This is a genomic window from Sphingobium sp. OAS761 (assembly GCF_024168485.1).
Classification (GTDB): Bacteria; Pseudomonadota; Alphaproteobacteria; order Sphingomonadales; family Sphingomonadaceae; genus Sphingobium.
Window position 1 is genome coordinate 415,923 of record NZ_JALJVY010000001.1, and the last position, 26,423, is coordinate 442,345.

The 26,423-nt window shown below is 65.3% G+C and carries 24 protein-coding genes; 17 read left to right on the top strand and 7 right to left on the bottom strand.

The features are described from left to right. The first annotated feature begins 31 nt into the window (after nt 1-31). Entirely contained in the window at nt 32-2,038 is a 2,007-nt protein-coding gene (locus J3E64_RS02145; RefSeq protein WP_253339105.1) for an EAL domain-containing protein, read from the top strand. A 9-nt stretch (nt 2,039-2,047) separates the two neighbouring features. Here J3E64_RS02145 and J3E64_RS02150 read toward each other — a convergent pair whose 3' ends face one another. Further along, the gene (locus tag J3E64_RS02150) at nt 2,048-3,001 is read right to left on the bottom strand and encodes a crotonase/enoyl-CoA hydratase family protein (protein ID WP_253339107.1); all 954 of its coding nucleotides are present in this window, start codon (nt 2,999-3,001) and stop codon (nt 2,048-2,050) included. Nucleotides 3,002-3,234: 233 nt separating this feature from the next. Between J3E64_RS02150 and J3E64_RS02155 the strand changes: the two genes are divergently transcribed. Both J3E64_RS02155 and tgt read left to right on the top strand, forming a co-directional pair. Continuing rightward, nucleotides 3,235-3,414 (top strand): hypothetical protein, encoded by a 180-nt coding sequence (locus J3E64_RS02155; RefSeq protein WP_253339109.1) that lies wholly within the window; start codon nt 3,235-3,237, stop codon nt 3,412-3,414. A gap of 38 nt (nt 3,415-3,452) precedes the next feature. Next, complete coding sequence (tgt, locus tag J3E64_RS02160) at nt 3,453-4,583, top strand: tRNA guanosine(34) transglycosylase Tgt (RefSeq protein ID WP_253339111.1); 1,131 nt, start codon at nt 3,453-3,455, stop codon at nt 4,581-4,583. 4 nt (nt 4,584-4,587) lie between these two features. Here tgt and J3E64_RS02165 read toward each other — a convergent pair whose 3' ends face one another. Then, the gene (locus J3E64_RS02165) at nt 4,588-6,096 is read right to left on the bottom strand and encodes a sensor histidine kinase (protein ID WP_253339401.1); all 1,509 of its coding nucleotides are present in this window, start codon (nt 6,094-6,096) and stop codon (nt 4,588-4,590) included. A gap of 88 nt (nt 6,097-6,184) precedes the next feature. Further along, entirely contained in the window at nt 6,185-6,469 is a 285-nt protein-coding gene (locus J3E64_RS02170) for a NepR family anti-sigma factor (protein ID WP_253339113.1), read from the bottom strand. Nucleotides 6,470-6,697: 228 nt separating this feature from the next. Between J3E64_RS02170 and J3E64_RS02175 the strand changes: the two genes are divergently transcribed. The 8 genes from J3E64_RS02175 to J3E64_RS02205 all read left to right on the top strand — a co-directional run bounded on the left by J3E64_RS02175 (nt 6,698) and on the right by J3E64_RS02205 (nt 15,740). Further along, nucleotides 6,698-7,489 carry a response regulator gene (locus J3E64_RS02175; RefSeq protein ID WP_253339403.1) on the top strand — a complete coding sequence of 264 codons (792 nt, stop codon included), beginning with the start codon at nt 6,698-6,700 and terminating at the stop codon, nt 7,487-7,489. Nucleotides 7,490-7,583: 94 nt separating this feature from the next. After that, nucleotides 7,584-7,715, top strand: a complete 132-nt coding sequence (locus J3E64_RS20610) for a hypothetical protein (RefSeq protein WP_301286895.1) — start codon at nt 7,584-7,586, stop codon at nt 7,713-7,715. Between the two features lie 104 nt (nt 7,716-7,819). Then, on the top strand, nt 7,820-8,452 hold the full coding sequence (locus J3E64_RS02180) for a sigma-70 family RNA polymerase sigma factor (RefSeq protein WP_253339115.1): 633 nt from the start codon (nt 7,820-7,822) through the stop codon (nt 8,450-8,452). Nucleotides 8,453-8,501: 49 nt separating this feature from the next. Further along, entirely contained in the window at nt 8,502-8,642 is a 141-nt protein-coding gene (locus J3E64_RS02185; protein ID WP_253339117.1) for a hypothetical protein, read from the top strand. 256 nt (nt 8,643-8,898) lie between these two features. Continuing rightward, the gene (locus tag J3E64_RS02190; RefSeq protein WP_253339126.1) at nt 8,899-10,287 is read left to right on the top strand and encodes a TIGR03013 family XrtA/PEP-CTERM system glycosyltransferase; all 1,389 of its coding nucleotides are present in this window, start codon (nt 8,899-8,901) and stop codon (nt 10,285-10,287) included. Nucleotides 10,288-10,297: 10 nt separating this feature from the next. After that, entirely contained in the window at nt 10,298-12,370 is a 2,073-nt protein-coding gene (gene prsK, locus J3E64_RS02195) for an XrtA/PEP-CTERM system histidine kinase PrsK (protein ID WP_253339132.1), read from the top strand. Next, entirely contained in the window at nt 12,370-13,734 is a 1,365-nt protein-coding gene (gene prsR, locus J3E64_RS02200) for a PEP-CTERM-box response regulator transcription factor (RefSeq protein ID WP_253339134.1), read from the top strand. Before prsK ends, prsR begins: the two co-directional genes overlap by 1 nt. Before the next feature lie 5 nt (nt 13,735-13,739). Continuing rightward, nucleotides 13,740-15,740 (top strand): tetratricopeptide repeat protein, encoded by a 2,001-nt coding sequence (locus J3E64_RS02205; protein WP_253339136.1) that lies wholly within the window; start codon nt 13,740-13,742, stop codon nt 15,738-15,740. 87 nt (nt 15,741-15,827) lie between these two features. On the opposite strand, the gene J3E64_RS02210 is transcribed toward J3E64_RS02205, so the two are convergent. Next, complete coding sequence (locus tag J3E64_RS02210) at nt 15,828-16,172, bottom strand: GntR family transcriptional regulator (RefSeq protein ID WP_253339141.1); 345 nt, start codon at nt 16,170-16,172, stop codon at nt 15,828-15,830. A 71-nt stretch (nt 16,173-16,243) separates the two neighbouring features. Beyond that, entirely contained in the window at nt 16,244-16,822 is a 579-nt protein-coding gene (locus tag J3E64_RS02215) for a nitroreductase (RefSeq protein WP_253339405.1), read from the bottom strand. Between the two features lie 143 nt (nt 16,823-16,965). On the opposite strand from J3E64_RS02215, the gene J3E64_RS02220 reads away from it, so the two are divergent. The 3 genes from J3E64_RS02220 to J3E64_RS02230 are packed head-to-tail and all read left to right on the top strand — an operon-like array spanning nt 16,966 to nt 21,202. Then, nucleotides 16,966-18,495, top strand: a complete 1,530-nt coding sequence (locus J3E64_RS02220; RefSeq protein ID WP_253339143.1) for a peptide MFS transporter — start codon at nt 16,966-16,968, stop codon at nt 18,493-18,495. Next, nucleotides 18,492-19,889: an amidohydrolase gene (locus tag J3E64_RS02225; RefSeq protein WP_253339145.1), complete on the top strand. Its 1,398-nt coding sequence runs from the start codon at nt 18,492-18,494 to the stop codon at nt 19,887-19,889. The genes J3E64_RS02220 and J3E64_RS02225 overlap by 4 nt, the downstream gene beginning before the upstream one ends. Then, nucleotides 19,886-21,202 (top strand): amidohydrolase family protein, encoded by a 1,317-nt coding sequence (locus J3E64_RS02230; protein ID WP_253339147.1) that lies wholly within the window; start codon nt 19,886-19,888, stop codon nt 21,200-21,202. The genes J3E64_RS02225 and J3E64_RS02230 overlap by 4 nt, the downstream gene beginning before the upstream one ends. Nucleotides 21,203-21,489: 287 nt before the next feature. On the opposite strand, the gene J3E64_RS02235 is transcribed toward J3E64_RS02230, so the two are convergent. Then, nucleotides 21,490-22,089 (bottom strand): YdeI/OmpD-associated family protein, encoded by a 600-nt coding sequence (locus tag J3E64_RS02235; RefSeq protein WP_253339149.1) that lies wholly within the window; start codon nt 22,087-22,089, stop codon nt 21,490-21,492. Nucleotides 22,090-22,120: 31 nt separating this feature from the next. Continuing rightward, nucleotides 22,121-22,855, bottom strand: coding sequence for a bifunctional 2-polyprenyl-6-hydroxyphenol methylase/3-demethylubiquinol 3-O-methyltransferase UbiG (gene ubiG / locus J3E64_RS02240; RefSeq protein WP_253339151.1), 735 nt, complete (start codon nt 22,853-22,855; stop codon nt 22,121-22,123). Between the two features lie 210 nt (nt 22,856-23,065). Between ubiG and J3E64_RS02245 the strand changes: the two genes are divergently transcribed. The 3 genes from J3E64_RS02245 to J3E64_RS02255 all read left to right on the top strand — a co-directional run bounded on the left by J3E64_RS02245 (nt 23,066) and on the right by J3E64_RS02255 (nt 26,418). Continuing rightward, nucleotides 23,066-24,331: an aspartate kinase gene (locus tag J3E64_RS02245; RefSeq protein ID WP_253339153.1), complete on the top strand. Its 1,266-nt coding sequence runs from the start codon at nt 23,066-23,068 to the stop codon at nt 24,329-24,331. A gap of 123 nt (nt 24,332-24,454) precedes the next feature. Beyond that, nucleotides 24,455-25,468, top strand: coding sequence for a nitronate monooxygenase family protein (locus tag J3E64_RS02250; protein WP_253339155.1), 1,014 nt, complete (start codon nt 24,455-24,457; stop codon nt 25,466-25,468). An 86-nt stretch (nt 25,469-25,554) separates the two neighbouring features. Next, nucleotides 25,555-26,418 carry a hypothetical protein gene (locus J3E64_RS02255; protein ID WP_253339157.1) on the top strand — a complete coding sequence of 288 codons (864 nt, stop codon included), beginning with the start codon at nt 25,555-25,557 and terminating at the stop codon, nt 26,416-26,418. The last annotated feature ends 5 nt before the right edge of the window (nt 26,419-26,423 follow it).

Sequence of the window (26,423 nt, forward strand, 5' to 3'; positions counted from 1 at the left end):
GCGCATGGTTTACCAAATATCAAGATGGTCAGTGCAGGATCGCAACGACGTGCCGAACCTGCTACGCCTTCTGTACGCGAAAATGCGCGCGCATTATGCGCCCAGCACCCGGCAAAGCGCTGAGGTGCGCGATAGCCTTGTGAAAGCGCTCTACGCGTCGCCGGCGTCCCTCATGTCGGGGGCTGTATCGGGCGGTGCGATCAGTCTGGTCCTGGCGTGGGGAACCGCGGTTCCGGCAATGTGGGTCATCGCCGGACTGGCGGTTTTCGTAGGCGTCAGCCGGTCCATTTCCTCTGTTTATTTTCAGCGGCAACTGGCCGACAGCGATTCGCCGGCGCCTATCTGGGGCCAGGCATATGAGCTGGGCGCATGGCTCTATGCCGGATTGCTCGGGTTGCAGGCCTTCGCATCGCTGCTCCTGACCCGCGATGCAACGCTGCATGTCCTGGCGGTGGGCATGGTGGCATCCTACGCCGGCGGCATTTCCGGCCGCAATGCCGGCCGCGTCCATGTGGCGGTGGGCCAGACCTGCCTGTCGCTGCTGCCCACGTCGCTGGGCCTCATGCTCTATGGCGACGTCGGATATTTCATCCTGGGCCTGCTTTGCTTCCTGATGATTTTCGCCATGGGCGAGATCACCAAGACCACCCATCGGATCGTGCTTCAGGCGCTGGAGGGCAAGCAGGAAAAGTCGCAGCTGGCGATCAAGTTCGAACGGCTTGCGCGCTATGACAGCCTGACCGGCGTCGAAAACCGCATGGCGATGCAGATGCGCCTGCGCGAAATGTTCTTTTCGCGCGTCAACGACACCGCACCGATGGCGATATTGTGGCTGGACCTGGATCGCTTCAAGGAAATCAACGATACGCTGGGTCATATCGTCGGCGATCAGCTCCTGTGCCAGCTGGCAGAGCGCCTGAACGAAACCCTGGACGGTCGCGGCCATGTGGCCCGCTTCGGCGGCGACGAGTTCATCCTGATCTGTCCCGATACCGGCCGCGCGCAGGCGGAAGGCATCGCGCAGGACGTCATGCATATGCTGAGCGGCGATTTCTCGGTCATGGGCTATCATCTCGCCGTGACGGCGTCGGTCGGCATCGCGATGGCGCCGGACGACGGCATCGACGGCGACATATTGCTGCAACATGCCGATCTTGCCCTTTATCTCGCCAAGCGCGAAGGGCGAAACCGGTTCGCTTTCTTCGACTGGAGCATGAAGGAGCGGCAGGAGCGCGTCTACGAACTGGAAACGGGTCTGCGCGCGGCGCTGACCGATGGAAGCCTGCGGCTGCACTACCAGCCCATATTCGATGCCATTTCGGGACGCATCAGTATCTGCGAGGCACTGATGCGCTGGAATCATCCCTTTCTCGGACCGGTATCGCCCTCCGAGTTCATTCCAATCGCCGAAAGTTCCGGCCTGATCGAGCCGATGACGGAATGGGCGCTGAAGCAGGCCTGCGCGGATGCGATGCAATGGCCCGACGATATCAGGGTGGCGGTCAACATTTCCCCGGCGCTCATCAAGACGGACGGCCTGTCGCGCGCCGTGATGTCCGCCCTGCTTACGTCGGGGCTGAAGGCGCGACGGCTGGAGCTGGAGGTGACCGAATCGATCCTGCTGGAGGATGACGGCCGGTCGCACATGATTCTGGGCGAGCTGCGCCGCATAGGCCTGCGTCTGGCGCTGGACGATTTCGGCACCGGCTATTCCTCGCTGGCTTCGCTGCGCGTGCACGATTTCGACACCATAAAGGTCGACCAGAGCTTCGTGCGCGGTATCCACGAAAATCCGCGTGACCGCGCCATTGCGCAGTCGGTGGCGTTCCTGGCCCGGCAACTGGGCGTGGAAACGGTCGCGGAAGGGATCGAGACGCAGGAACAACTGGACTATGTCCGCGACATCGGCCTCACCAATGTGCAGGGCTTCGCCCTCAGCAGGCCCATCCCGATGGACGAACTGCTGAAGCTGATGGACGGATTCCGCGCGGGCCTCGACAGCCCGGCGGCAAATATACCGGCGCGCAAAATCGCCTGACCGGTCCGCCTATCCCGCCAGCCGGTGCTGTGCCGACGCGAGCCGGCGCATCATCCGAACATCGGTCAGGCTGATTTTCAGTGCGGACAAGGCCCAATTGTCGACGATGTCCTGCAATTCGCCATATTCCAGCGGATCGACGCGGCGCCCGGCCTGAAACACGCCGACATGGCCGGAATGATGCCGGCGGTTGGCCGCCATGTAATCGCGCACCGCCCGTTCGCCCTCGCCGTCGTCGACCAGGATATGGACGATGCCCATGTCATACATTTCCTCGGCGCTGTAGACCTTGCCGGACAGGATCATCCGTTCCGCCATCAACCGGCCGAGCTTGCGCGCCAGGATCGAATAGGCGCCCATGCCGGGAAACAGGCCGAACAGCATTTCCGGCAGCCCGAAGCGTGCACGGCGTTCCGCGATCACGACATCGAAGCACAGCAGCGCCTCGAAACCGCCGCCCAGTGCGTCCCCCTGTGCCAGTGCGATGGATACCGCCGGAATGTCCGCGTTTTTCCAGGTCTGGTACACCACGTCGATGCAGGCGTGACCATAGCGTCGCAAACCGGGAAGGTCGCCATTTTCGATGCAGGCGCAAAACAGGTCCAGATCGCCGCCGAGATTGAAGACTCCCGGGAAATGCGAACCCGCGACGATATATTTGACAGGCATTTCGCCGGCGTCGAACAGCCGCTTGGTTTCGGAGTACCAGGTCTGGGCGTCCCGCAGCATTTCCCGGCTGAAATTCGGGCGGCCCGACGGCGCCATGAAGGCCCAGACCGCTTCCGCCTCGGCATCCCAGTGCACGTCGATTTCCCCCAGGTCGAACATGGTCGACCTGGCCGGATCCTTCGAAATGCCATGCTGCCTTATGTCGCGGGATGGCGGTCCCGCCTCGACGTCATGCTGTTCCGACGCAATCTCGGCCGTATCCCTGCTGTAGCTAAATCGCCCTGAATCAACCATATGCGTCCCCGTCTTTTTGCGGTCCCTGAACTGTGTCGGGTCCGTATCAAGATGCAATCGATCGGGCGGAGAAGGCTAGGGCTTTAACTATTTTTGTTCTTGATTGTTGCAAATTGGTCGTCGGAAACCGGGGGTGTTTCGCTACTGCTGTGGCGATCGTGCAACAATCTGCCGCTTCATCGCGTGCGCGGCCGCCAAGGCTTTGTTAACTATCCCTGATTATTCCGGACTCCATGAACCGCGACCGGATGACCGCCAAGACCGTGACCATCGTCCTTCAGGATATCGACGGGGCGGCATGGCCGTTGCGCCTTTCGGCCGATTGCCTTCGCTTCATCGGGCCCTATCGGCGGCTGGAGGGATTTCATATCGACGCGGTGGCTCTGTTCGAGGGCGTGCGCAGGGCGGGATGACGCTTGTGCGTGCCGGCGATCACGCCTAGATCGCCCGGGTGAACAGCCCCCGTTTCTCCTTTTCCATCGCTGCAACCGACGGCAAGGCCCGCACCGGAACCATCCGGATGCAGCGCGGCGAGATCCGCACGCCCGCCTTCATGCCGGTTGGCACCGCAGCGACGGTCAAGGCCCTGCGCCCGGCCGAAGTGCGCGCCGCCGGCGCCGACATCATCCTGGGCAACACCTATCATCTGATGCTGCGGCCCGGCGCCGAGCGCATGGACCGGCTGGGCGGCCTGCATCATTTCATGGGGTGGGACCGGCCGATCCTGACGGACAGCGGCGGCTATCAGGTGATGAGCCTCAGCGCGCTCACGAAGATCAGCGAGGAAGGGGTGGCTTTTTCCAGCCATCTCGACGGGTCGCGGCACATGCTGACGCCCGAACGGTCGATGGAAATCCAGCGGTTGCTGGGCAGCGACATCGTCATGGCCTTCGACGAATGCACGAAGAACGGCTGTACCCATGATGAGGCGGCGCGGTCGATGGAGCGGTCCATGCGGTGGGCGAAGCGCTCGCGCGACGCATTCGACGCCGGCGGCGCCCATGCGCAACGCGCGGCCCTGTTCGGCATTCAGCAGGGTTCGCTGGATGAAGGGCTGCGCCGGGTGTCGGCGGACAGGCTGATCGAAACGGGTTTCGACGGCTATGCGGTCGGCGGTCTCGCGGTGGGCGAAGGGCAGGAGGCGATGTTCGCCACGCTGGACTTTGCGCCCGACATGCTGCCGGCGGACAAGCCGCGCTACCTGATGGGCGTCGGCAAGCCGGACGACATCGTGGGCGCGGTGGAACGCGGGATCGACATGTTCGACTGCGTGCTGCCCACGCGCAGCGGCCGCAACGGCCAGGCCTTCACCTGGGCAGGTCCGCTCAACATCCGTAACGCGCGCTTTGCCGAGGATCAGGGGCCGCTCGATCCGCGCTGCGACTGCCCGGTCTGCACCACGTGGAGCCGCGCCTATCTTCATCATCTCGTCAAATCCGGCGAAATGCTGGGCGCAATGCTGATGACCCAGCATAATATCCATTTCTACCAGGCGTTGATGCAGGCATTGCGCGACCATATCGCGCAGGGGCGGCTCGCAGCCTTCGCGGCGGCTTTCCGCGCCGACTATCGGCGCGCCTGACGCGTCAGCGCAGGACGGGAATGGCGATGCGGTAGGCGCCGGTGGCAGCATCATGGTCCAGCGGTGCGCGCAACTGGCGAGAGAGGCCGGTCAGCACGCGGCCATAGCGTTCCTCCAGATAGGTCGTCAGCAAACGGCCCTCGCGCAATGCCGGCGACTGCATTTCCAGGGACGCCCGTGTCGCGTCGTCGTCCTGTTCCCGGATGGAAATGCGGATCTGCCCCTTGGGGTCCAGCATCATGGCCAGTTCGACCAGTTCGGTGACCAGAAAGGCCACCGGCACGGCCACGTCCTGGCTGATGTGCAGATTGTCGCTGACGATCTGTATGCCAAAGCGGCGCGCCTCCGCAGCCGCGGTGCCGCGCAGGCTGGCGGACAATTCGCTGACCAGCGATCGCACGCCGACGCCGCGATGTTCCTCCAGCTCGGCGAAATGATTGCGATGAACGACCGACAACGCGTCCACCCGGCGCTGGATCGATGCGTAGGCGGTCACGGCCTCGGGCTCGTGCGCCGACCGGGCATGCAGGTTGATCAGGCTGGCGATGATCTGCAGGTTGTTCTTGACCCGGTGGTGCACTTCACGCGTCAGCTTGCGCTGCGCATCCAGGCTCGCGGCCATCTCTGCCTCATGGGTCGCGACATCCTGGCTGATTTCGTAAAACGTCTCGCCCAGCGCCGCGATTTCCCGGGCCGGGGTTCGGACCCGCCGCATCGGTTGCAGAACCTGTCCCGGCTGATAGCCGGCAACGGCCCGACGCAGCAGGACGAGCGGCCGGATCAGCAGTCGATTGACGACGAACCAGCCGATCGCGGCGGCGGCGAACCACATGACCAGCGGCAGGAACAGCGACAGCGTCCGGGCAATCGTCGCCGGAGGATCGCGCACCGTCATCATCAGCAGGACATCGGACGGGTCGATCCGTGCCGAAAGGCTCAGCCCCTCGCGCGACAGGCGCTTCGATCTCGGTTCGCTGATGACGAGGGCCAGTTTCCCCTGATGCAGGCTGAGCTGGCGGTTCTGCAATGCGGTGGCCGGGTCCGCCACGCTTTCGAGATGGCGCCGCGAATAATATATCAGTCCCACCAGGCGGCCGTTCGCGCTCTTTACGCGCGTGGCGAGCAGGGATTGTTCGGGCATCAACTGCACGTCGGGGCCGATGAAATGATCCGTGCCCGCCATGGCGCCGGTTTCCGGGCGGTCGGAACCGCAAAGCCTGCGGCCCGCGCGATCGTAGATGTAGAACCGGCCGTCATCCTTGTTGTCGAGCAGGAAGAAGCCGAGCCGCTTGCAGATGCCGTCGTCCGGACGACCGTTGGAAAGCGTGTTCAGCGTCAGGGCGAGCGCAGTGCGGTCGGACGCCAGATCGGCTGTCAGTTTCCGGGCGCTCTGCGTCACTGCCATGCGCAGCAACGCTTCCTTTTCGAGGTCCGCGGTGCGGATCGCCTGAAGGGAGGCCACAAGGGCGATCAGGCCAAGCGGCAATAGGGCAAGGGTCAGGATGAGGAACATCTTGACGCCGGTCGATCGGAAAAATCGGAATAGCGGGCCCGCCAGCGCATCTGCTGCCGGCGCCTGACTGCCCCCGTTCATGACGTCTTCAGTCCAGCTTGCTTAAAAGGTCCAGCATTTCCGCAGGGATCGATTCCTCGACAGTGCGCTGATATACGGATTTCAAGGCGTCCGAGACATGTGCCTCTTCCTTGTCCGTACCACGCTTGCCGCGCGAGGGAGACTTGGCTTCCGCCTCGCCCTTGATCCCCTTGCTTCCGGCAGACCGGCGTTCCGTCATCGAAGAAACCAAAATTTGCCCCTCTGAAGCAATGGCATTAACACCAGTTAATTCCGTCTTTGCGACAATTCCACGCCGCGTCAATTCGTTCACGACCGCATTTTTCCGCATGATGCGCAATAATATCTAAAAATCAGCCTTCATCCCGAAACAAATTGGCACGTCGATGGTTCCACCGGGCGAGGCGTTTTTTTGACGCCGCCGGACTTGCCCGTTTCGGGGGGGCGGGGGGTTGCCATGACGATATAGTCGGACCATCCTGTTCCCTCTCCGGCAGGCCGGGGACACAGGCCCCTTTTCGGGCAGGGAGACGATTTGACGATGTCGCTTGGACAGCAGCTACACCCCCATCTTCCGTTTTTGCGTCGGTATGCGCGTGCGCTGACCGGCAGCCAGACGCATGGCGACGCCTATGTGCGTGCGACGCTGGAGGCGATCGTGGCGGCCCCCGAGGAATTTCCGTCCGGCGTCGACCCGCGCCTGGGCCTTTACCGCACCTTCCATGCCATCTGGTCGTCGTCGCACATGGACGACCTGCCGGCGGGCGCCGGGGAAGGGCGTGAGGCTGTCGCCCAGGCGCGCCTAGCCCGACTGACCCCGTTGCCGCGCCAGGCGCTGTTGCTGACCGCGCTGGAAGGCTTCACCGTCGACGACGTGGCCTATCTGATCGCCATGCCGGTCGACGATGTGGAAGCACTGGTGCAGGAGGCACTGGGCGAGATCGAGGCGCAGACCCGGGCCAAGGTGCTGATTATCGAGGACGAACCGATTATCGCGATGGATATCGAAACCATCGTGCGCGATCTGGGTCATGACGTCACCGCCATCGCGGTCACGCGGGAAGACGCCGTTCGCGAGGCGATGGCCGACCGGCCCGGACTGGTTCTGGCCGACATCCAGCTCGCCGACGATTCCAGCGGCATCGATGCGGTGAAGGATATATTGAGCGAATTTTCGGTGCCCGTCATTTTCATCACCGCCTTCCCCGAGCGGCTGCTGACGGGGGAGCGGCCCGAGCCGACTTTCCTGATCACCAAGCCGTTCCAGCGCGCAACGGTGAAAGCCGCCATATCCCAGGCGCTGTTCTTCGACGAAGCGACGGCACCGGCCTAGGCATTGACGTGATGGGCCGCCCTTTGTGGCGGCCCGGACGGAACTCCCCTCCGCGCGTCGCGTTAGTAAGGCGTAACGATCGGGAGATGAAGCCATGGCAGACAAAGAGCAGCACATCGACGCTGACGACGCCCGCGCAGGCTCCACGGAAAATGTCGTTCGGTACGTTTTGGGCGTTTCGTTTGTGCTGGCGGTCATCGCCATGCTTCTGGTCCTTTGGATCTGAGGCTGGCGCAATCGCCTTCAAGCATATAGGATACGGGCAGATTTATGGCTTTGACGACGTCGGTTCATGCGACGAGGGCGACAGCCAACACGGGGATTGTTGCCATGGATGAGGACGTTGGCGAAGCCGTAGAGCGTGCGACGTTGTCCGATGACGATTTCAAGCGCGAGCTTGCGGCGGTCATCCCCCATCTGCGTGCGTTCGGGCGTTCCCTGTCGGGTAACAGGGATGTTGCCGACGACCTGGTTCAGGAAACCCTGTTGAAGGCATGGGCCGCGCGCGCGCGATTTCAGGCCGGCACGAACATGCGCGCGTGGACCTTCATCATCCTGCGCAACCATTATCTGTCGCAGATGCGGCGTTCGCGCTTTCGCGGCGATTGGGACGATCTGACGGCCGACCGGATTCTTGCCGCGCCTGCCGGGCAGGACAAGCATGTCGAACTCAGCGACATGCAGCGCGCGCTGCTGCAACTTCCCCAGCCGCAGCGTGAGGCGCTGATCCTCGTTGGCGCGGGCGGTTTCGCCTATGAAGAAGCGGCCGAAATCTGCGGTGTTGCCGTCGGAACGATCAAGAGCCGGGTTGCGCGGGGACGTGCTGCGCTGGAACAGATACTGGAAACCGGCGAACTTCCGTCGCGGCGGCACCAGGAAACGAGCGAAAGCGGCGTGTTGAACGAGATCATGGACGATGTCGATCGTCTCAGCCGGGGCACGGACAATTCCGGCGTCGGCTGAACGGAACAGCGTAGTCGGCTCGTTCGTTTTACTGTCGGAGGCAGGAAAAATGGATAAAGAGCCGTCCGACAAGACGCGTGGCGAGCGGCGGGCCGATCACGAAAAGACACCGGGAAGCGGGGTCATTTTCTCCATCGTGGTTTTGGCGCTCATCCTTGCGATCGGGTTCTTCTATCTGACCCGTCATTAGTCGGGACCGGTCTGGCGCAAGCCGCCGCGCTTTGCGGTCGCGTCGCCTGCCCGCCCGCCCGTTTCGACGCCGACCACGGTCGTCGGACTGCCGATCCCGCCACGCCCGCGCTCCTTTTCCCCGTGAAATCGCCGCGTTCAGACTTTTTTCGTCAATTTGCGGCAGAATGCCACCCAGTGTCGGATTTCCTTACAGCCCTGTGTAAGAAATGGACGACGCGGTATGACGGGCAAGGGCGGCGGTAACCAGCGCGACGATGATCAGGCTGTTCAAACATTATGTACCCCATGCCGTGCTGCTCCTGGGCATGCTGGATTTCGTCATGCTGTTGTGCGCAGCCGAGACCGGATGGGTGATGCGCGCCCAGCAGATCGGCATGGCGATCGAGCATGTCTCGACGCGCATCGGACCGCTGCTGAGCTTTGCCGTGGCGATACAGACCGCGATGATCGCGGTGGGCGTCTATGGAACCGAAGCGCTGCAATCGATCCGTTTCGCCTTCGCGCGCTTGCTGGTCGCGGTGTCGCTCGGCGTCATCTTCCTGTCGGTGGCCTATTTCCTGCTGCCGGGGATGACGCTCTGGCGCTCCAATTCGCTCTACGCCATGGGGCTGGCCCTGGTTCTCCTCCTTACGGTCAGGCTTCTGCTCGGCTCCATTATGGGCGGCGAGGCTTTCAAGCGGCGGCTTGTCGTCCTGGGCGCGGGCACCCGCGCCGACCGGATACGCGAGCTGGAGCGCAAGAAGGGCGCGGGCTTCCTGATCGTCGGCTATATCGCCATGAACGACGGGCCGCAGGTGATCGATGAGGCGATCAATCGCAACGCCATCTTCAACCTGGCCGATTTCGTCGTCCGCCTGAATGCCAGCGAAGTGGTGCTGGCGCTGGAGGAACGGCGCAACGCGCTGCCCCTGTCGGACCTGCTGCGGATCAAGACGACCGGCGTCCACGTCAATGAGATTTCGACCTTCCTGGAGCGGGAAACCGGCCGGGTCGACCTGGCCAGCGTCAATCCCAGCTGGCTCATCTTCTCGGACGGCTTTTCCGCCGGCCGCCGCCTGTCGAGTTTTGCCAAGCGCCTGTTCGACATCGTCGCCAGCACGATCCTGTTGCTGCTGACCGGCCCGGTCATCCTGATCGCGGCGATCCTGGTCAAGCTGGACAGCAAGGGGCCGGCCTTCTACCGGCAGCAGCGCATCGGCCTCTACGGCCAGGAATTCTGGATCGTGAAGCTGCGGACGATGCGGCAGGACGCCGAAGTCGCGGGCAAGGCGGTCTGGGCTGAAAAGGACGATCCGCGCATCACGCGCCTCGGCTACTGGCTGCGCAAGCTGCGGATAGACGAACTGCCGCAGACATGGACGGTGCTGAAGGGAGAGATGAGCTTCGTCGGCCCGCGCCCCGAACGGCGCCAGTTCGTCGAGGATCTGGAACAGCATCTGCGCTATTATGCCGAACGGCATATGGTAAAGCCCGGCATCACCGGCTGGGCGCAGATCAACTATCCCTATGGCGCGTCGATCGAGGATGCTCGGCACAAGCTGGAATATGACCTCTATTATGCGAAAAATTATACACCGTTCCTGGACCTGCTGATCCTGATCCAGACGGTGCGGGTCATCCTGTGGCCCGACGGCGCACGCTGACGCCCTGATCATGGGGACGCTGCTGCAATTTGTCGGCGACTGGGGCCATGCTCTCGCGGCGGTCCTGTTCGCGGCGCTGGGCATCTTCCTGTTCCGGCGGCGGGAGGAAGCGGTCGAGCCGCGCCTGCTCGTCGCGGCGCTGCTGCTGACATCCTGCTGGGCGCTCTACGTGTCCTTCGGCGGCGTGTCCAAACCGCTGTCCGGCATCGGCGAAAGCATCCGCAACGGCGCGTGGCTGATAACCCTTTTCGTCCTGTTCCGCCGGGGACCGGCCGGCCGCACCGCGCCGATGCAGGCCGTCAGCGCAGTCTACGCCGTGCTCGCCGGCCTGCTGATACTACAGACGTTCATCGATCTGGGATGGCGGCAGATCCCGGCCAGCAGCGACGTGCAGCACGCGCTCGTCAAGCTGTCGCTGATCCTGCGCATGATGGCGGCGGTGGGCTGCCTGCTGCTCGTGCATCATCTCTACACCGCGTGGCCATCGCGGGAACGGCAGGGCATTGCCCTGTTGCTGGGTGCGCTGGCGGCGATGTGGACCTATGATCTCAACCTGTACACGATCTGCTATTTCGCCCCCGGCCGGGTGAGCGAGCTTTATGCGCTGCGCGGGCTGGCCATGGCGCTGCTGGCGCCGGTGATCGCGCTTGCGCTGCGCAGGAACATGGCGGATCGACTGCAACTGTCGCGTACCCTGACCTTTCAGTCGCTCTCCCTGGTCGCGGTGCTGCTCTATGTCGTGGTGCTGAGCGCCCTTGCGGTCCTCATAGAATTGATCGCCGGCCCCTATGCCCGCGTGATAGAGATCGGGGCCGTCTTCTTCTCGGCCGTCACCGTGCTCGCTCTGCTGCCGTCTCCCCGGTTCAGGGCGCTGTGGAAAGTGCAGGTCGCCAAGCATTTTTTCCAGCATCGCTACGACTATCGCGCCGAATGGCTGCGTTTCGGCGAGACCATCGGCCGGTCGGGGGCCGATGCGCCGCCGCTTTTCGTGCGCGTCGCAAAGGCGGTGGCCGACATTACGGATTCGCCGGCCGCCATGCTGATGCTGCGCGACGCGGCCGGCGGCCTGTCGTTCGAAGGTCACTGGAACTGGGATGGCGACCTGCCCGATGCCGCGACCATATCGGCGGAACAGGCCGAACGGATGGAGCAGACCGGCTGGATATTCGATTTGGCGGTGCCGGGATCGTCCTCCGCCCTGCCGGACGCCCTGTCGGCCAGCCCGCGCGCCTGGGCACTGGCGCCGCTGATCCACTATGACCGGCTGGTCGGCGCCATCCTGCTCGCCCGTCCGCCGGTCGACCGGCGGCTGGACTGGGAGGATTTCGACATGCTCCGCGCCGCCGGGCGGCAGGCCGCCACCTATATCAGCGAAGCGCAGGGGCAGAAGGCGCTGGACGACGCCCGCCATTTCGACGAATTCAACCGTCGCTTCGCCTTCATCATCCACGATATCAAGAATCTGGTCAGTCAATTGTCGCTGCTGGCCCGCAATGCCGAACGTCATGCCGACAACCCGGATTTTCGCGCCGACATGTTGCTGACGCTCAAGGAATCGGTCGGCCGGATGAACGACATGCTTGCCCGCCTGTCGCAGCATAATCGCGGCCGGGCGGAAGAACCGCGGGCGCTGGACCTGCGTCCCATACTGGACCGGGTGGCTGACGCGCGCGCGCGCCATCATGCGCTGGCCGTATCGGGTCAGGCCCCGGCAGCTCTGGCCGACCCGGCCCGCGTCGAACAGATACTCATACATCTGATCCAGAACGCCATCGATGCCAGTCCGCCCGACGCGCCGGTCGAATTGCGCCTGTCGGCCGATGATACAGGTGTCGTGGTGGACATCGTCGATCGCGGATGCGGCATGAGCGCCGATTTCATCCGGCGCGACCTGTTCAAACCCTTTTCGTCCAGCAAGACGGGCGGCTTCGGCCTTGGAGCGTTCGAGGCGCGCGCGCTGGCGCAGGCGATGGGCGGCCGGATCGACGTGGAGAGCAAGACCGGTGCGGGCACCCGTTTCACCCTGCGCCTGCCGCGCGCGGTGGCCGGCACCGATGATCATGTCCGGGAGAAGGCAGCCTGATGAGCGACACGCGGCCCAAATTGCTGATCGTGGAAGATGATCCGGGGCTCCAGCGTCAGTTGCGCTGGGCCTATGACGATTACCGGCTGTTCATCGCCGGCGACCGGGAAGAAGCGATCGAGATGCTGCGCGCCGAAACGCCCGACGTCGTCACGCTGGACCTTGGCCTGCCGCCCGATCCCGACGGCACCAGCGAAGGCTTCGCCACGTTGGCGGAGATATTGCGGATCAAGCCCGATACGAAAGTCATCGTGGCGTCTGGCCATGGTGCCCGGGAAAGCGCGCTGGAGGCGATCGCCGGGGGCGCCTATGATTTCTACCAGAAGCCGGTCGATATCGACGAGCTGGGCCTGATCGTGCGGCGCGCGTTTCACGTGCGCGCACTGGAGCAGGAAAATATGCGCCTTGCCGAAACCCTGCCCGGCGACGGGCCGGTGCTCGGCCGGTTGATCACCGGCGCGCCGGAAATGGCGCGGGTGGCCCGCACGATAGAGCGGGTCGCGGGCGCGCAGGTGTCGGTCATGCTGCTTGGCGCCAGCGGCACGGGCAAGGAATTGCTGGCCCAGGGCCTGCATGATGCCAGCCCCCGCCGCGCGGGCGCGTTCGTCGCGATCAATTGCGCCGCGATCCCCGAAAACCTGCTGGAATCGGAACTGTTCGGCCATGAAAAGGGCGCCTTCACCGGCGCCATCCGGACGATGCCCGGCAAGATCGAGCAGGCGCAGGGCGGCACGCTCTTCCTGGACGAGGTGGGCGATTTGCCGCTGTCGCTCCAGGCCAAGCTGTTGCGTTTCCTTCAGGACCGGGTGATCGAACGGATCGGCGGGCGGCAACCCATCGCCGTCGACACCCGGATCGCCTGCGCGACTCACCAGAATCTGGAAGAAATGATCGCCGCCGGCACCTTCCGGGAAGATCTCTTCTATCGCCTCGCCGAAATCGTCGTGCGTATTCCCGCGCTCAAGGAACGGCCGGGCGATCCCGCCTTGCTCGCGCGTCATTTCCTGTCGCGTTTCGCCCGCGAAATGAATCCGCAGGTGAAGGGGCTGGCGCCCGACGCGCTCGCCGCGCTCGATGCCTGGCACTGGCCCGGCAATGTGCGGGAACTGGAAAACCGGATCAAGCGCGCGGTGATCATGGCCGACGGCAAGCTGGTCACGGCGGCCGACCTCGATCTGGACGAGGACCGGGTAGAGGGCGGGGAACTGGTCAATCTGAAGGCGGCCCGTGAAATGGCGGATCGCCGTGCCATTCGCCGCGCCATCGCCCGGACGGACGGCAATATCTCCGGTGCGGCCAAGATGCTGGGGATCAGCCGGCCGACGCTGTACGACCTGCTCAAGCAATATCAGATGCAGGGCTGACCGCGATGCGCAGATCACGCCTTTTTCTGCTGGCCGGTTTCGCCCTGTTGCTGATCGCCGTGGTCGGCCTGTGGCAATGGCGGGGCCATGAACGGGACGGCAGCGCGGCGCTCGCGCGCGGGCTGGCCGCGCTCGACAAGGGCGATGCCCGCGTCGCGCGGGTCGAACTGATGAATGCCATCAAGGCGGCGCCGCGATCGGCCGCCGCGCACCGGGCGCAGGCGCGCGCGCTCGTCCTGCTGGGCGACGGCGCCGGGGCCGAGGCGGAAGTGGAACGGACACGCGCGCTCGGGGCGCCGGCCGCCGACACCCGCGCGGTCATGGCCGAAGCCCTGTTGTTGCAGGGAAACGCCGCTGCCGCCGCGCGCGAAGCAGAGGCGCTGGACGTTCCGGACGGGGATCGCGACGCCGCGGACCGGATGGCCGCCCGCGCCGCGCTTGCGCAGGACGATCCGCGCACCGCGCAGCGGCTGCTCGCCCGGCTGCTGCAACGCGCGCCCGCCGATGTGCAGGCTTGGGTCGATCTGGGCCGTTTGCGGCTCGCCGTCGGTGATCAGGCGGGCGCGATCGCGGCCGCGGACCACGCCGTGGCCCTTTCGCCAAACTCGGCAAGGGCGCTGACCCTGCGTGCCGAACTGACCCGTGCCCAATATGGCCTGAGCGCGTCCCTGCCCTGGTTCGACCGGGCGCTGGTGGCCGATCCCGCTTCGGTCCCGACCATGGAACAATATGCCGCGACGCTGGCCGACGCGGGGCAGGCGGGGCGGATGCTGGCCCTCACGCGGCGGATATTGGCGCTCGACCCGGGCAATCCGCGCGCCTTGCTGATGCAGGCGGTGATGGCGGCGCGGGCAGACCGGCCGGACCTGGCGCGCGCGCTGCTTGACCGGACGCAGGGGCGGCTGGACGAAGAACCGGCGACCCGGCTGCTGCGCGGGACGCTGCATCTGGCGGACGGAAACGCGGTCCTGGCTGCCGAGGCGCTGGCGCCGCTGGTTGCCGCGCAACCGGACAACAGGACCGCGCGCACCCTGCTCGGACGGGCGCAACTGATGGCCGGCGATGCCGCGTCGGCCGCGGCGACGCTTGCCCCGGCCGTGGCCCAGCGCGACGCCGGTCCCTATATATTGACCCTCGCGGCGCGGGCGCAGGAAATGCTGGGCCATCGCGCCATGGCCGGCGACATGCTGGCGCGTGCGGCATGGCCGGTGCGCGCTGCGACCGACAGTTTCGCCAGCCCGCGCGATGCCATCGTGGCGTCCGGACCGGCCCCGGCCGATCCGGCCACGGCCCATGACAATATTCCCTATATCCGCGCCCTGATGCGGGCCGGTCGCACCGGTCAAGCGGTCGCCCGGGCTCGCCTGCTGAGCGACGCCAATCCCGGCGCACCGGCGGCGTGGCTCATTCTGGGCGATACGTTCGACTTGGCAGGTCGTCCGGGTGATGCCGCGCGCGCCTATGAAAGCGCGGCCAATATCCGTTTCGACCGGGCGGCGGCGCTGCGGCTCGCGGCGGCTTGGGGCAGGGCGGGCGACAGCGCGCGCGCAGCCCAGGTCGTCCAGCTCTTCCTGGCGCAGAACCCGACCGACCCGGACATGCTGCGGGTCGGCGCGGCGATGGCGATGGAACGGCGCGACTGGCGCGGTGCCCTGCGGATGCTGCAGGCGGTACGGGCGCAGCTGGGCGATGCCGACGCCCTGTTGATGGCCGACCTTTCGCGGGCTGCGCTTGAAACCGGGGACCGGATCGCCGCGCGGGCCTATGCCGCCCATGCCTATCGGCTGATGCCGGCCAATCCGGTGACGGCGGATGCGCTGGGCTGGGTGTTGCTCAACAGCGGCGCGGACGCGCGCGAAGCGGTGGACCTGCTGGAAAAGGCGGTCGCGCTGGCGCCCGCGCAGCCGGTGCTGCGCCAGCATCTCAGTCGCGCCTATGCGGCGGTGGGGCGAACGAAGGAAGCGCGCCTGGTGCTGTCGACCGGAGCGACGACGCCGGAAAGCTAGAGGCGGTTCGGGTCGACCGTTCCGGGCTACGGCCCGGACAATGCGGGGTTCAGACCTACAGGCGTCTTCGCCCGGCCCGAAAGCGCGCTAGACCTTCTGAACGTCCAGGTCGTCGCTGCGCAGTCCCAGCCGCCGAATCTGCGCCGCCACGGGCGGCCATGTCGTTTCCAGAAAGCGGCGACATTCCATGTCACGCAGCCGCCGTGTCGCGCCATCGGCGACGAACATGCCGATGCCCCGCTTCACCACGACCAGCCCGTCGTCCTGAAAGCTCTGATACGCCTTGGCGACGGTCAGCGGATTGGCCCCCTGGCTTGCCGCGAACGCCCGCACCGATGGCAGCAAGTCTCCATCGCGGAAGGCGCCGTCCAATATGGATGCCGTGATGATTTCCCGCAGGCGCAGATAAACAGGCTTGGATTCGTCGACCATGGTGCATCAGTGCCATAATACAGCGAGTGGGGTCAATGCGCCGCATTACGAAAATTGCGCAAAAAGCGTAATTATCTATCCCAATCGAACACTACCGTATTATAATTTGGCCGAGGGCGTTCTTCCTGTGCCTTGCCCGGTGTTCCGATGAAGACGAAGCCGGCGATCCGCTCGCCCTCCCGGCCGAATGCGTCGCATACCGTCGCATTGTAGCTGGGCCAGCCGGTCAGCCATCCGCCGGCAAAGCCCAGCGCATGGGCCGCGTGCAGCAGGTTCATGATCGCGGCGCCCGCCGACAGCTCCTGTTCCCACACCGGAATCTTGCTGCCTGGCACCGGCGACGACAGGGCGACGACCAGCGTTGGCGCCTGATGCGCGAACTGGTGCATCGTTTCGATCTCCAGCCGCCCGGCATCCGGCTTTTCGGCGCGATACGCATCCTCCAGCAGCCGGGCCAGCGCCGCCCGCTGGTCCTGGCGCACGATGACGAACCGCCACGGCGCCAGCTTGCCGTGATCGGGCGTGCGAAGCGCGATTTCCAGAATCTGCCGCAACTGGTCGTCGTCGGGACCGGGGGCGATCAGGTCGCGCGGCTTGCCGGACCGGCGGGTGCGCAGCAGGGCGATGGGGGAGGAAAGGTCGTTGAACATCGCCGCGACAGATGGCGCGGGCATCGGTCCGGCGCAAGGGGGGCGCGCGCCGCTTTGACAGGCTCCTGCGTTCCGCTCTAGGCTGGCCGCATAAACGGTGCGCCTGGTCGGACCGGTCACAAGATAGTCGAAAAGGGTGCCGGATGGCGACTTCGGACATGATGGCGGTGGGGCCGGGCAAAACCTGGCTCGGCCATCCGCGCGGGCTGTATCTGCTGTTCTTCGCGGAAATGTGGGAACGCTTCTCCTATTACGGGATGCGCGCCATCCTGATTTTCTACCTGACCAAGCATTTCCTGTTCGGCGAGGACAAGGCCTATCTGCTGTACGGGGCCTATACCTCGCTGGTCTACATAACGCCGGTGATCGGCGGTTACCTGTCCGACCGCTACCTCGGCCCGCGCAAGGCGGTGACGGCGGGCGGCATATTCATCGCCATCGGCCATTTCCTGATCGCGCTGACCGAAGGGCCGGGGGGGCAGGACTTCTATTTCCTCAACGGCTTCTACCTTGCCCTTGCCAGCATCATCGTGGGCACCGGCTTCCTGAAGGCCAACGTGTCGGTTCTGGTCGGCGAACTTTATGCGCGCGACGATCACCGCCGCGACCCCGCCTATTCCATCTTCTACATGGGCATCAACATGGGCGGGATGCTCGGTCCCATCGTCTGCGGCCTGCTGGGCGAATTGTGGGGGTGGAGCTGGGGCTTCGGCGCGGCGGGCGTGGGCATGCTGCTTGGCCTCGTCATGTTCGTGTGGCTCAAGCCATGGCTGATGGGCCGGGGCGAACCGCCCCGGCCGCAAACCCTGCGCGCGCCGACGGCTGTCGGCCTGTCGCAGGAATGGACCATCTATCTGGGCGCGGCGCTGGGCGTCGCCGGGGTCTGGCTGGTCATCCGCTATGCCGAATGGCTTGGCTATGCACTGCTGGCATTTTCCGCGCTGACGGTGGTTTACATCCTGTGGCGGGCGGTCGGCACGCTGGGCCGGATCGATCGCGACCGGATCTTTGCCGCCCTGTTCCTGATCGCGCTCAACCCGCTGTTCTGGGGCCTGTTCGAACAGACCGGATCGTCCCTCAACATCTTCACCGACCGCAATGTCGATCGCATGATCATGGGCTGGGACGTGCCCGCGTCGGTGTTCCAGTCGGTCAACTCGATCTTCATCATCCTGCTGGCGCCGTTGTTCGCCCTGCTGTGGACCCTGCTCGACAAGCGGCGGCTGGAACCGTCATCGCCCGCGAAGTTCGGCATCGGCCTGATCCTGTGCGGCGCGGGGTTCCTGGTCCTGGTTGCGGGAGCCGCGATGGCGGGCGCTCGGCTCACGCCGGTGATCTTCGTCTTCCTGATCTACCTGCTGCACACCATGGCCGAACTCTGCTTCTCGCCTGTCGGTCTGTCCGCCATGACGCGCCTGTCGGTGTCGAACATGGTCGGGCTGGTGATGGGCACATGGTTCCTTGCCATGGCGGCCGGCAACTTTATCGCCGGGTTGATCGCGCGCGCCACCGGCAGCGGGGAAGCGGGCGACGTATCGCAGGTGCTTGACGTGTACAGCCGGATCGGCTGGTTCTCGGTGGTGATGGGGGGCGTCGTGCTGCTGCTGGCGCCGCTGGTGACGCGCATGATGCACCTCGACAGCATCGGTTCGGACAGGGAGGAACAGGCATGAGCATGGCGGGCAGACTGGTGCTGGTCGCGGCATTGCTGGCGGGGACCGCCACGCCGCTCGCGGCGCGAAAGGACAGGGACGAGGCACCGGCATGGCAAGGTGCGTCGGCCGAACCGGAAAATCCCTATCCGTCGACCTACCGGCCCTATCCCGGCACCCCGACGGTCCTGCGCGGCGCGACCATCTTCGACGGGGAAGGCGCGCGCATCGACAATGGCGTGCTGTTCCTGTCGGACGGCAAGGTGACGGCGATCGGCGGGCCGGACACGCCCATCCCGGCGGACGTGACGGTGATCGACGCCCAGGGCAAATATGTGACGCCCGGCGTTATCGACATCCACAGCCATCTGGGCGACTATCCTTCGCCCGGCGTGGACGCGCTGTCGGACGGGAATGAGGCGACATCGCCCGTGACCCCGCATGTCTGGGCCGAACACAGCATCTGGCCGCAGGACCCCGGTTTTTCCCGCGCGCTGGCCAATGGCGGCGTGACCACGCTCCAGATCCTGCCCGGTTCGGCCAATCTGTTCGGCGGGCGCAGCGTCACGCTGAAGAACGTGCCCGCGCGTACGATGCAGGGGATGAAATTCCCCGGCGCGCCCTATGGCCTGAAAATGGCCTGCGGCGAAAATCCCAAGCGCGTCTACGGGTCGAAGGGGCGCGAGCCGTCGACCCGCATGGGCAATATGGCGGTCGACCGCCAGACCTGGATCAAGGCCCGCGAATATCAGAAGAAGCGCGCGGCCGGTAAGGACCAGACCCGGGACCTGGGCATGGAAACGCTGGCGGATGTGCTGGAAGGCAAGATCCTGGTCCAGAACCATTGTTATCGCGCCGACGAAATGGCCAACGTCATCGATATGTCCAAGGAATTCGGCTACAAGGTGGCGGCCTTCCACCATGCGGTCGAAGCCTACAAGATCGCGGACCTGCTGCGTGACAACGGCATCTGCGCCGCGTTGTGGGGCGACTGGTATGGCTTCAAGATGGAAGCCTATGACGGCATCAAGGAAAATATCCCGCTCGTCCATCGGGCGGGCGCCTGCGCCATCGTCCACAGCGACGATCAGGACGGCATCCAGCGGCTCAACCAGGAAGCGGCAAAGGCGCTGGGCGCCGGGCGGCGCATGGGCATCGACATATCGGATGCGGTCGCATGGACATGGCTCGCCATCAATCCGGCCCGCGCCATGGGGATCGCCGATCGGACCGGCAGTCTGAAGACCGGCAAGATGGCCGACGTCGTGTTGTGGAACGGCAATCCGTTCAGCACCTATACGCGGCCGGAAAAGGTCTGGATCGACGGCGCGCTGATGTATGACAGCGCCAATCCGAAATTGCGGCCGGTGACCGATTTCGAACTGGGCCAGATCGGCGGGGGGGACGTGAAATGAACGGCATAGGGCATATTCGTTCGGCCTTGGCCGTCCTCGCGATGACCGTCGCCACGCCGGTCATCGCCCAATCCTCCGTCGCCATCACCGGCGCGACGCTGGCCATCGGCGACGGGTCGGAACCCGTCCGCAACGGGACCGTGGTCATTGCCGGGGGCAAGGTGGTGGCGGCTGGTGCGGGCGTCGCCGTTCCGGCCGGGGCGAAGATCGTCGATGCCGGTGGCAAATGGGTGACGCCGGGCATCGTGTCGGGCTTCTCGCGCGTTGGCCTGGCCGAAGTGCCTGCGGTGAAGGAAACCAACGACACCCGCGCCAGCTCACCGTTTTCAGCCGCGATCGACGTCGCTCCGGCGATCAATCCGCTCGCCAACCCGATCGCGATCAGCCGCACCGGCGGCGTGACGCGCGCGGTCGTGGCGCCGGCCGCGGGCGATGGCATGTTCGCCGGGCAGGGGGCGGTGATCGACCTTGGCGCCGACATGAACGCCATCACCAAGGCGCGCGCCTTCCAATATGTCGAAATGGGGGAGGCCGGCGCGCAGGAGGCCGGCGGCAGCCGCGCGGCGATGGTGCTGACCTTCCGGATGATGCTGCATCAGGCGCAGGATTATGCGAAGGCGCCTGCCAGCTATGACGGGGGCTCGCGCGACGCGCTGCTCAACCGCGTCGACGCGCAGGCGCTGGTGCCGGTCGTCACCGGTGCGATGCCGCTGATGGTTCATGTCGAAAGCGCACGCGACATATTGACCGTGCTTGCCTTGCGGCAGGAATTTCCGGCGCTCAGGCTGATCATCGCGGGCGCGACCGAAGGGTGGATGGTCGCCCCGCAAATCGCGGCCGCGAACGTGCCGGTCATCACGGCGGGGTTGGAGGACCTTCCCTCCAGCTTCGAAAAGCTGGCCGCGACCCAGAGCAATGTCGGCCGCATGGTGAAGGCCGGGGTCGCGGTGTCGATGGGGATGCTGACCGGCGACGACGCGCTGCAATTGCGCGTCGCGACCCAGCAGGCGGGCAATATGGTGGCGCTCACGAAGGTGCCCGGCGCGACCGGTCTCAGCTGGGGGCAGGCGCTGCGCACCATCACCTCCGCTCCGGCCGAGGCGATGGGGCTGGGCGACCGGATCGGCTCGCTCAGGCCGGGCCGGGCAGGCGACGTCGTAATGTGGGACGGCGATCCGTTCGAAATGACCTCGGCCCCGGTCGCGGTCTGGATCGACGGGGTGGAACAGCCGCTGGTCAACCGCCAGACCCGGCTGCGCGATCGCTACGCCGATCCGGCCGAAGGCGCCTTGCCCAAGGCCTATGAATGGTAAGCACGGGGCGGGGGGGACGAACATCTCTTCCGCCTCCGCCTCCCGGCCGGCGATGGCGGAACAGCCTGTCCTACAGCCCCGCCGCCATGCTATCGTCGTCGCCGGCTCTTTTCATCGTCAGCGATCCCGCCTCGCGCCGCCGCCCGCACCGGCGTGAAGCGACTTTGCAAAAATTCTCCTATTGCGAAATCCACGCCACAGGTCTGACTCGGCGGTTTCCCGTCGGCCACGACAGTGTGAACTTTGCAAGGATGGCAGCCTTGCGAAATGCTGTCCGACGGCCGCGGCTACCGGGCTTTCTGTTCATATTTCCAGTTGCGGCCCTTGCCATCGCCGATCCATTCGACCGCCTGCGCGATCCGTCGGTTCCGGGTCGCCTCCGTCCGGGCCTCGTTGATCCATTCGCAATAGTCGCGGACCTTGCCGGGCGGGAAGGCGGCCCAGACGGTGGCGGCCGCGGCATGCGCCGACAGCGCGGCGGCGAAATCGGGATGGACCGGCAGCGGCGCCTTGACCGCCTTGGGGCCGGTGCGCGGGCGGTCGCCCGCCGCGATCAGTGCGCGTGCCTGCGCGATCAGTGCCGCTATCTCGCCGTCGGGCGGCAGGTCGTCCAGCCCCGCGATCCGGCCGAACTGGCCCATCGCCGCATCGGACGCTTCCTCCCGCGCCACCTTGTCATGCCAGAAGCCGAACGCGACATGTGCCTTGAACCCGGCCATGTTGCACAGGTTCTGGCCCCGGAAGGTGAAGAAGGGCATGCCCCATTTGATCGCCTCTTGCGCGTCCGGCACCGTGCCATGCACCAGGTCGCGCAGATGGCTCAGGACAGGCCGGGCGAAATCCGCCTGCTTTGCGATATAGGCATCGACCTGTTCGTTCCGCGCCATGCCACCCGCTCCGTCGCGCTGCTTTGGCCGATCAGCCGCGTTTGCGCGCCGTCAGCAGATAGTTGATCGCATCGTTGGCCGACAGCACGAAGCCCTTGCGCGGATCGAAGGACAGGCCGCTGCGGTCGGTCACCTCCAGTTCGGCCGCATCGAGCAGCGCGGTCAGTTCGTCGGGCGTGATGAATTTGCTCCAGTCGTGCGTGCCCTTGGGAATGCCGCCCACGCTCTCTCCGACGGTGATCATCGCCAGCCGCGACAGCGGCGTGCGGTTGGGGGTCGACAGGATCAGCAGCCCGTCGGGCGCCAGCCTGTCCGACAGCGCCGCGATGAACGCACCCGGATCGGCGACATGCTCGATGACTTCCATCGACGTGACGAGGTCGAAGCCGCCTTCGGCCATCTGCTCGACCGGCGTGGCGCGATAGTCGATGTCCAGCGCCTGCGCGTCCGCATGGGCGCGGGCGGCGGCGATATTTTCCGGCGCCGCGTCCAGGCCCGTGACCATGGCGCCCATCCGCGCCAGCGGCTCGGCCAGCAGGCCGGCGCCGCACCCCACGTCGAGCGCGCGCCTGCCCGCGAGCGGACGGAAGGCCTGCTCCTGGCCGGGCCATTGCCGGTCGATCGCGGCGCGGATATAGCGCAATCGCACCGGGTTCAGCTTGTGCAGCATCGCGCTGGAGCCTTCGGGGTCCCACCACTGTGCCGCCATCGCGCCGAAATGCGCGGCTTCGCGTGGGTCGATCGTCGCGGAAGCCGTGTCTGTCATGCTGTCCTTCATCATGATGTTCCCATATTCTAGCAGCATGGGCCGATCAGGCAAATGACCAGATGATATCGTCCCGGGCCAGGAGCGGGCAGGCGAAAGGGCGCGGCGCAGGGGATTGCTTGCCATATCCACGGCGACTGCTAATAGGAGCGCCGTTTTGCCCTTTTCGAGACATTTTGTTTCATAACAACGGACAGGTTCGACAAGCAAATGGCGCGCATCGTGATGAAATTCGGCGGCACCTCCATGGCGGGGATGGAGCGGATTCGCAACGTGGCCGCGCGCGTCAAACATGTCGTCGATCAGGGGCATGAGGTCGCCGTCGTGGTGTCCGCCATGGCCGGCGAAACCGACCGTCTCGTCGGCTTCTGCAAGGAAGCCTCGCCGCTTTACGATCCGGCCGAATATGATGTCGTCGTCGCGTCGGGCGAACAGGTGACGAGCGGGCTGCTGGCCATGACGCTCAAGGCCATGGGCGTGGACGCGCGCAGCTGGCTGGGCTGGCAAATGCCCATCCGCACGATAGAGGCCCATGCCAAGGCGCGCATTTCCACCATCGAAACCGATGCGCTGATCGCCGCGATACAGGCCGGGCAGGTGGCGGTCATCCCCGGGTTCCAGGGCATGATGGCGGATGGCCGCGTGTCGACGCTGGGCCGGGGCGGATCGGATACCTCGGCGGTGGCGGTGGCGGCGGCGGTAAAGGCGGACCGCTGCGACATCTACACCGATGTCGATGGCGTCTACACCACCGACCCGCGCATCGTCGCGCGGGCCCGCAAGCTGGACCTCGTCACCTATGAGGAGATGCTGGAGCTGGCCTCGGTCGGCGCCAAGGTGCTCCAGACCCGGTCGGTCGGCCTCGCCATGAAGGAAGGCGTGGTCGTCCAGGTATTGTCCTCCTTCGACGACCCCACCCAGGACGACCTGCCCGGCACGCTGATCGTCAGCGACGCGGAACTGGAAGCCAAGCTCAAGGACAGCAAGATGGAACGTCAGCTCATCACCGGCATCGCCCATGACAAGAACGAGGCGAAGATCATCGTTACCCGCGTGCCCGACAGGCCGGGCGCGGTCGCCGGCATCTTCACGCCGCTGGCCGACGCGGCGATCAATGTCGACATGATCATCCAGAATGATTCCAAGGACAATGAGGAAACCGACGTTACCTTCACCGTCCCGCGCGCGGACCTCGCCCGCAGCGTCGACATATTGGAAGCCAACAAGGGTGAAATCGGTTTTCGTCGGATCATCACCGACACCGAAGTGGCCAAGATCAGCGTCGTGGGTGTGGGGATGCGCAGCCATGCCGGCGTCGCCGCCACCATGTTCAAGACCCTGGCCGATCGCGGCATCAATATCGAGGCGATCTCCACCAGCGAGATCAAGGTCAGCGTGCTGATCGACGAGGACGAGACCGAACTGGCGGTACGCGTGCTGCACACCGCTTATGGTCTCGACGCCCCGGCGGCTTGATTTTTGGCGGCTCCCCGGTCAGGGGGGATATGTGCAAGGGCGACGGGGCATGCTTCGGCAAGTCACCGCCCCAACCCCTCCCCGATGGGGGAGGGGCTTTTTGATTCTTGAAGGCTAGATGACATGACGACCGCCAAACTCGCTTCCCTCATGGCCCGCGGCGCGGAATTTCTGGGCTGCGACGCCGCGATCCTGTGCGGGGCGATGAGCTGGGTTTCGGAACGCCATCTGGTGGCGGCCATCTCCAATGCGGGCGGCTTCGGGGTGATCGCCTGCGGCGCCATGACACCTGCACTGCTGGACGCGGAGATCGCCGCGACCAAGGTGCTGACAGCCAAGCCGTTCGGCGTGAACCTCATCACCATGCACCCGCAATTGTTCGACCTGATCGAAATCTGCGCGAAGCACGACGTGTCGCATGTCGTCCTGGCCGGCGGCCTGCCGCCCAAGGGCAGTATCGAGGCGATCAAGGCAAAAGGCGCGAAGCTGATCTGTTTCGCCCCGGCGCTGGCGCTGGCGAAAAAACTGGTGCGGTCTGGCGTCGACGCGCTGGTGGTCGAAGGCATGGAAGCGGGCGGCCATATCGGTCCGGTCGCGACCAGCGTGCTGGCGCAGGAAATCCTGCCGGAAATGGCGGGGCAGGTTCCGGTGTTCGTGGCCGGCGGTATCGGCCGGGGCGAGGCGATCGCCGCCTATCTGGAAATGGGCGCTGCGGGCGTGCAACTCGGCACGCGTTTCGCCTGCGCGAGCGAGAGCATCGCTCATCCTGCCTTCAAAAAGGCTTTCTTCCGCGCATCCGCGCGCGATGCCGTCGCCAGCGTACAGATCGATCCGCGCTTGCCGGTCATCCCGGTGCGCGCGCTCAAGAATGCCGGCACCGAAGCCTTTACCGCCAAGCAGCGCGAGGTCGCCAACCTGCTCGACAGCGGGGCGGTCGACATGGGCGAGGCCCAGTTGCAGATCGAGCATTATTGGGCCGGCGCCCTGCGCAAGGCGGTGATCGACGGCGACGTCGAGGGCGGATCGCTGATGGCGGGCCAGTCGGTCGGCATGGTGACCAGGGAAGAGCCGGTCGCGGCGATCATCGCCGAGCTGATGGAACAGGCCGCGCAGGCACTTGAGCGGCGAACTGCGTAAGCACTTGCGACGAGCCGAGGGTTAAGCATATTTCCTCGGAGAAGAATGCCCGGCATGACCGCCTTGGAATCCTCTCGGAGAATTTAATGTTCGTTTCGCGCCGCCTTTCTGGCCGGATTGCCTTGGTATCGCTGGCGGTCCTGGCCGCTTGCTCAAAGCCGCCGCCGCCGCCGCCCACGCCGCCGCCGCCCGTCGTGCCGACCGTCAGGCCGGTACCGCCGGACAATGCGGCTGAAGGCATGAGCATTCCCGAAAAGACCGACGACGGACAATATCTCACCGCAAATCGCGGCGTGACGTCCAACACCGCGCTCTGGCACGTCCGCATGGCTCTCAACGTCGCGGCGCTGAACTGCGACAGGTACGGCGCCGCCGCCCGCACCCAATATAACCAGATATTGACCGTACATGGGCCGACACTGAAAACCGCCAACGCCGCGGTCGACCGCAACTACAAGGTTGCGTTTGGCAGTTCGGCGCTGGGGTCGCGCGAACGTCTCAATACGGTCGTCTATAATTTCTTCGCCCTGCCACCGGTCATCAAGCATTTCTGCCCGGTCGCGGTGACGGTCGGAGCCAAGATGCTGTCGACGCCTTCGTCGCAGTTGTTGCTGATGGCACCGCAATGGCTGGAGGAACTGGAAAAGCCATACCAGGAATTCTACGCGGCTTATGAGGATTATCTGCGGCGCCTGGCCGAATGGCAGTCGCGTTTCGGCGCGACCGTCACGGTCGTCGTGTCGCCCACGCCGCTGCCGCCGCCGCCCAGGCCACCAGCAGAGGTGCCGCCGGACGGCTGGACACCCAGCTACACCAGCGCCCTGGAAAAAAGCGCGCCGCCGCCAGCCGATGCGCCCGCAGTCAAGCCGCCCGTCCAGTCGTCGGTTCAGCCGTCGGGGCCTGGTGCGCCCAAGCTGATGGTGCAGCCGCTGCCGATGACCAGCGAATAGCGCCT

Coding starts and splice junctions, on each gene's coding strand:
- J3E64_RS02150 (WP_253339107.1), bottom strand. CDS start 3,001: ATGGTTGATTCAGGGCGATTTAGCTACAGCAGGGATACGGCCGAGATT.
- J3E64_RS02155 (WP_253339109.1), top strand. CDS start 3,235: ATGAACCGCGACCGGATGACCGCCAAGACCGTGACCATCGTCCTTCAG.
- J3E64_RS02165 (WP_253339401.1), bottom strand. CDS start 6,096: ATGTTCCTCATCCTGACCCTTGCCCTATTGCCGCTTGGCCTGATCGCC.
- J3E64_RS02175 (WP_253339403.1), top strand. CDS start 6,698: ATGTCGCTTGGACAGCAGCTACACCCCCATCTTCCGTTTTTGCGTCGG.
- J3E64_RS20610 (WP_301286895.1), top strand. CDS start 7,584: ATGGCAGACAAAGAGCAGCACATCGACGCTGACGACGCCCGCGCAGGC.
- J3E64_RS02180 (WP_253339115.1), top strand. CDS start 7,820: ATGGATGAGGACGTTGGCGAAGCCGTAGAGCGTGCGACGTTGTCCGAT.
- J3E64_RS02185 (WP_253339117.1), top strand. CDS start 8,502: ATGGATAAAGAGCCGTCCGACAAGACGCGTGGCGAGCGGCGGGCCGAT.
- J3E64_RS02190 (WP_253339126.1), top strand. CDS start 8,899: ATGATCAGGCTGTTCAAACATTATGTACCCCATGCCGTGCTGCTCCTG.
- prsK (WP_253339132.1), top strand. CDS start 10,298: ATGGGGACGCTGCTGCAATTTGTCGGCGACTGGGGCCATGCTCTCGCG.
- prsR (WP_253339134.1), top strand. CDS start 12,370: ATGAGCGACACGCGGCCCAAATTGCTGATCGTGGAAGATGATCCGGGG.
- J3E64_RS02205 (WP_253339136.1), top strand. CDS start 13,740: ATGCGCAGATCACGCCTTTTTCTGCTGGCCGGTTTCGCCCTGTTGCTG.
- J3E64_RS02210 (WP_253339141.1), bottom strand. CDS start 16,172: ATGGTCGACGAATCCAAGCCTGTTTATCTGCGCCTGCGGGAAATCATC.
- J3E64_RS02215 (WP_253339405.1), bottom strand. CDS start 16,822: ATGTTCAACGACCTTTCCTCCCCCATCGCCCTGCTGCGCACCCGCCGG.
- J3E64_RS02220 (WP_253339143.1), top strand. CDS start 16,966: ATGGCGACTTCGGACATGATGGCGGTGGGGCCGGGCAAAACCTGGCTC.
- J3E64_RS02225 (WP_253339145.1), top strand. CDS start 18,492: ATGAGCATGGCGGGCAGACTGGTGCTGGTCGCGGCATTGCTGGCGGGG.
- J3E64_RS02230 (WP_253339147.1), top strand. CDS start 19,886: ATGAACGGCATAGGGCATATTCGTTCGGCCTTGGCCGTCCTCGCGATG.
- J3E64_RS02235 (WP_253339149.1), bottom strand. CDS start 22,089: ATGGCGCGGAACGAACAGGTCGATGCCTATATCGCAAAGCAGGCGGAT.
- ubiG (WP_253339151.1), bottom strand. CDS start 22,855: ATGACAGACACGGCTTCCGCGACGATCGACCCACGCGAAGCCGCGCAT.
- J3E64_RS02245 (WP_253339153.1), top strand. CDS start 23,066: ATGGCGCGCATCGTGATGAAATTCGGCGGCACCTCCATGGCGGGGATG.
- J3E64_RS02250 (WP_253339155.1), top strand. CDS start 24,455: ATGACGACCGCCAAACTCGCTTCCCTCATGGCCCGCGGCGCGGAATTT.
- J3E64_RS02255 (WP_253339157.1), top strand. CDS start 25,555: ATGTTCGTTTCGCGCCGCCTTTCTGGCCGGATTGCCTTGGTATCGCTG.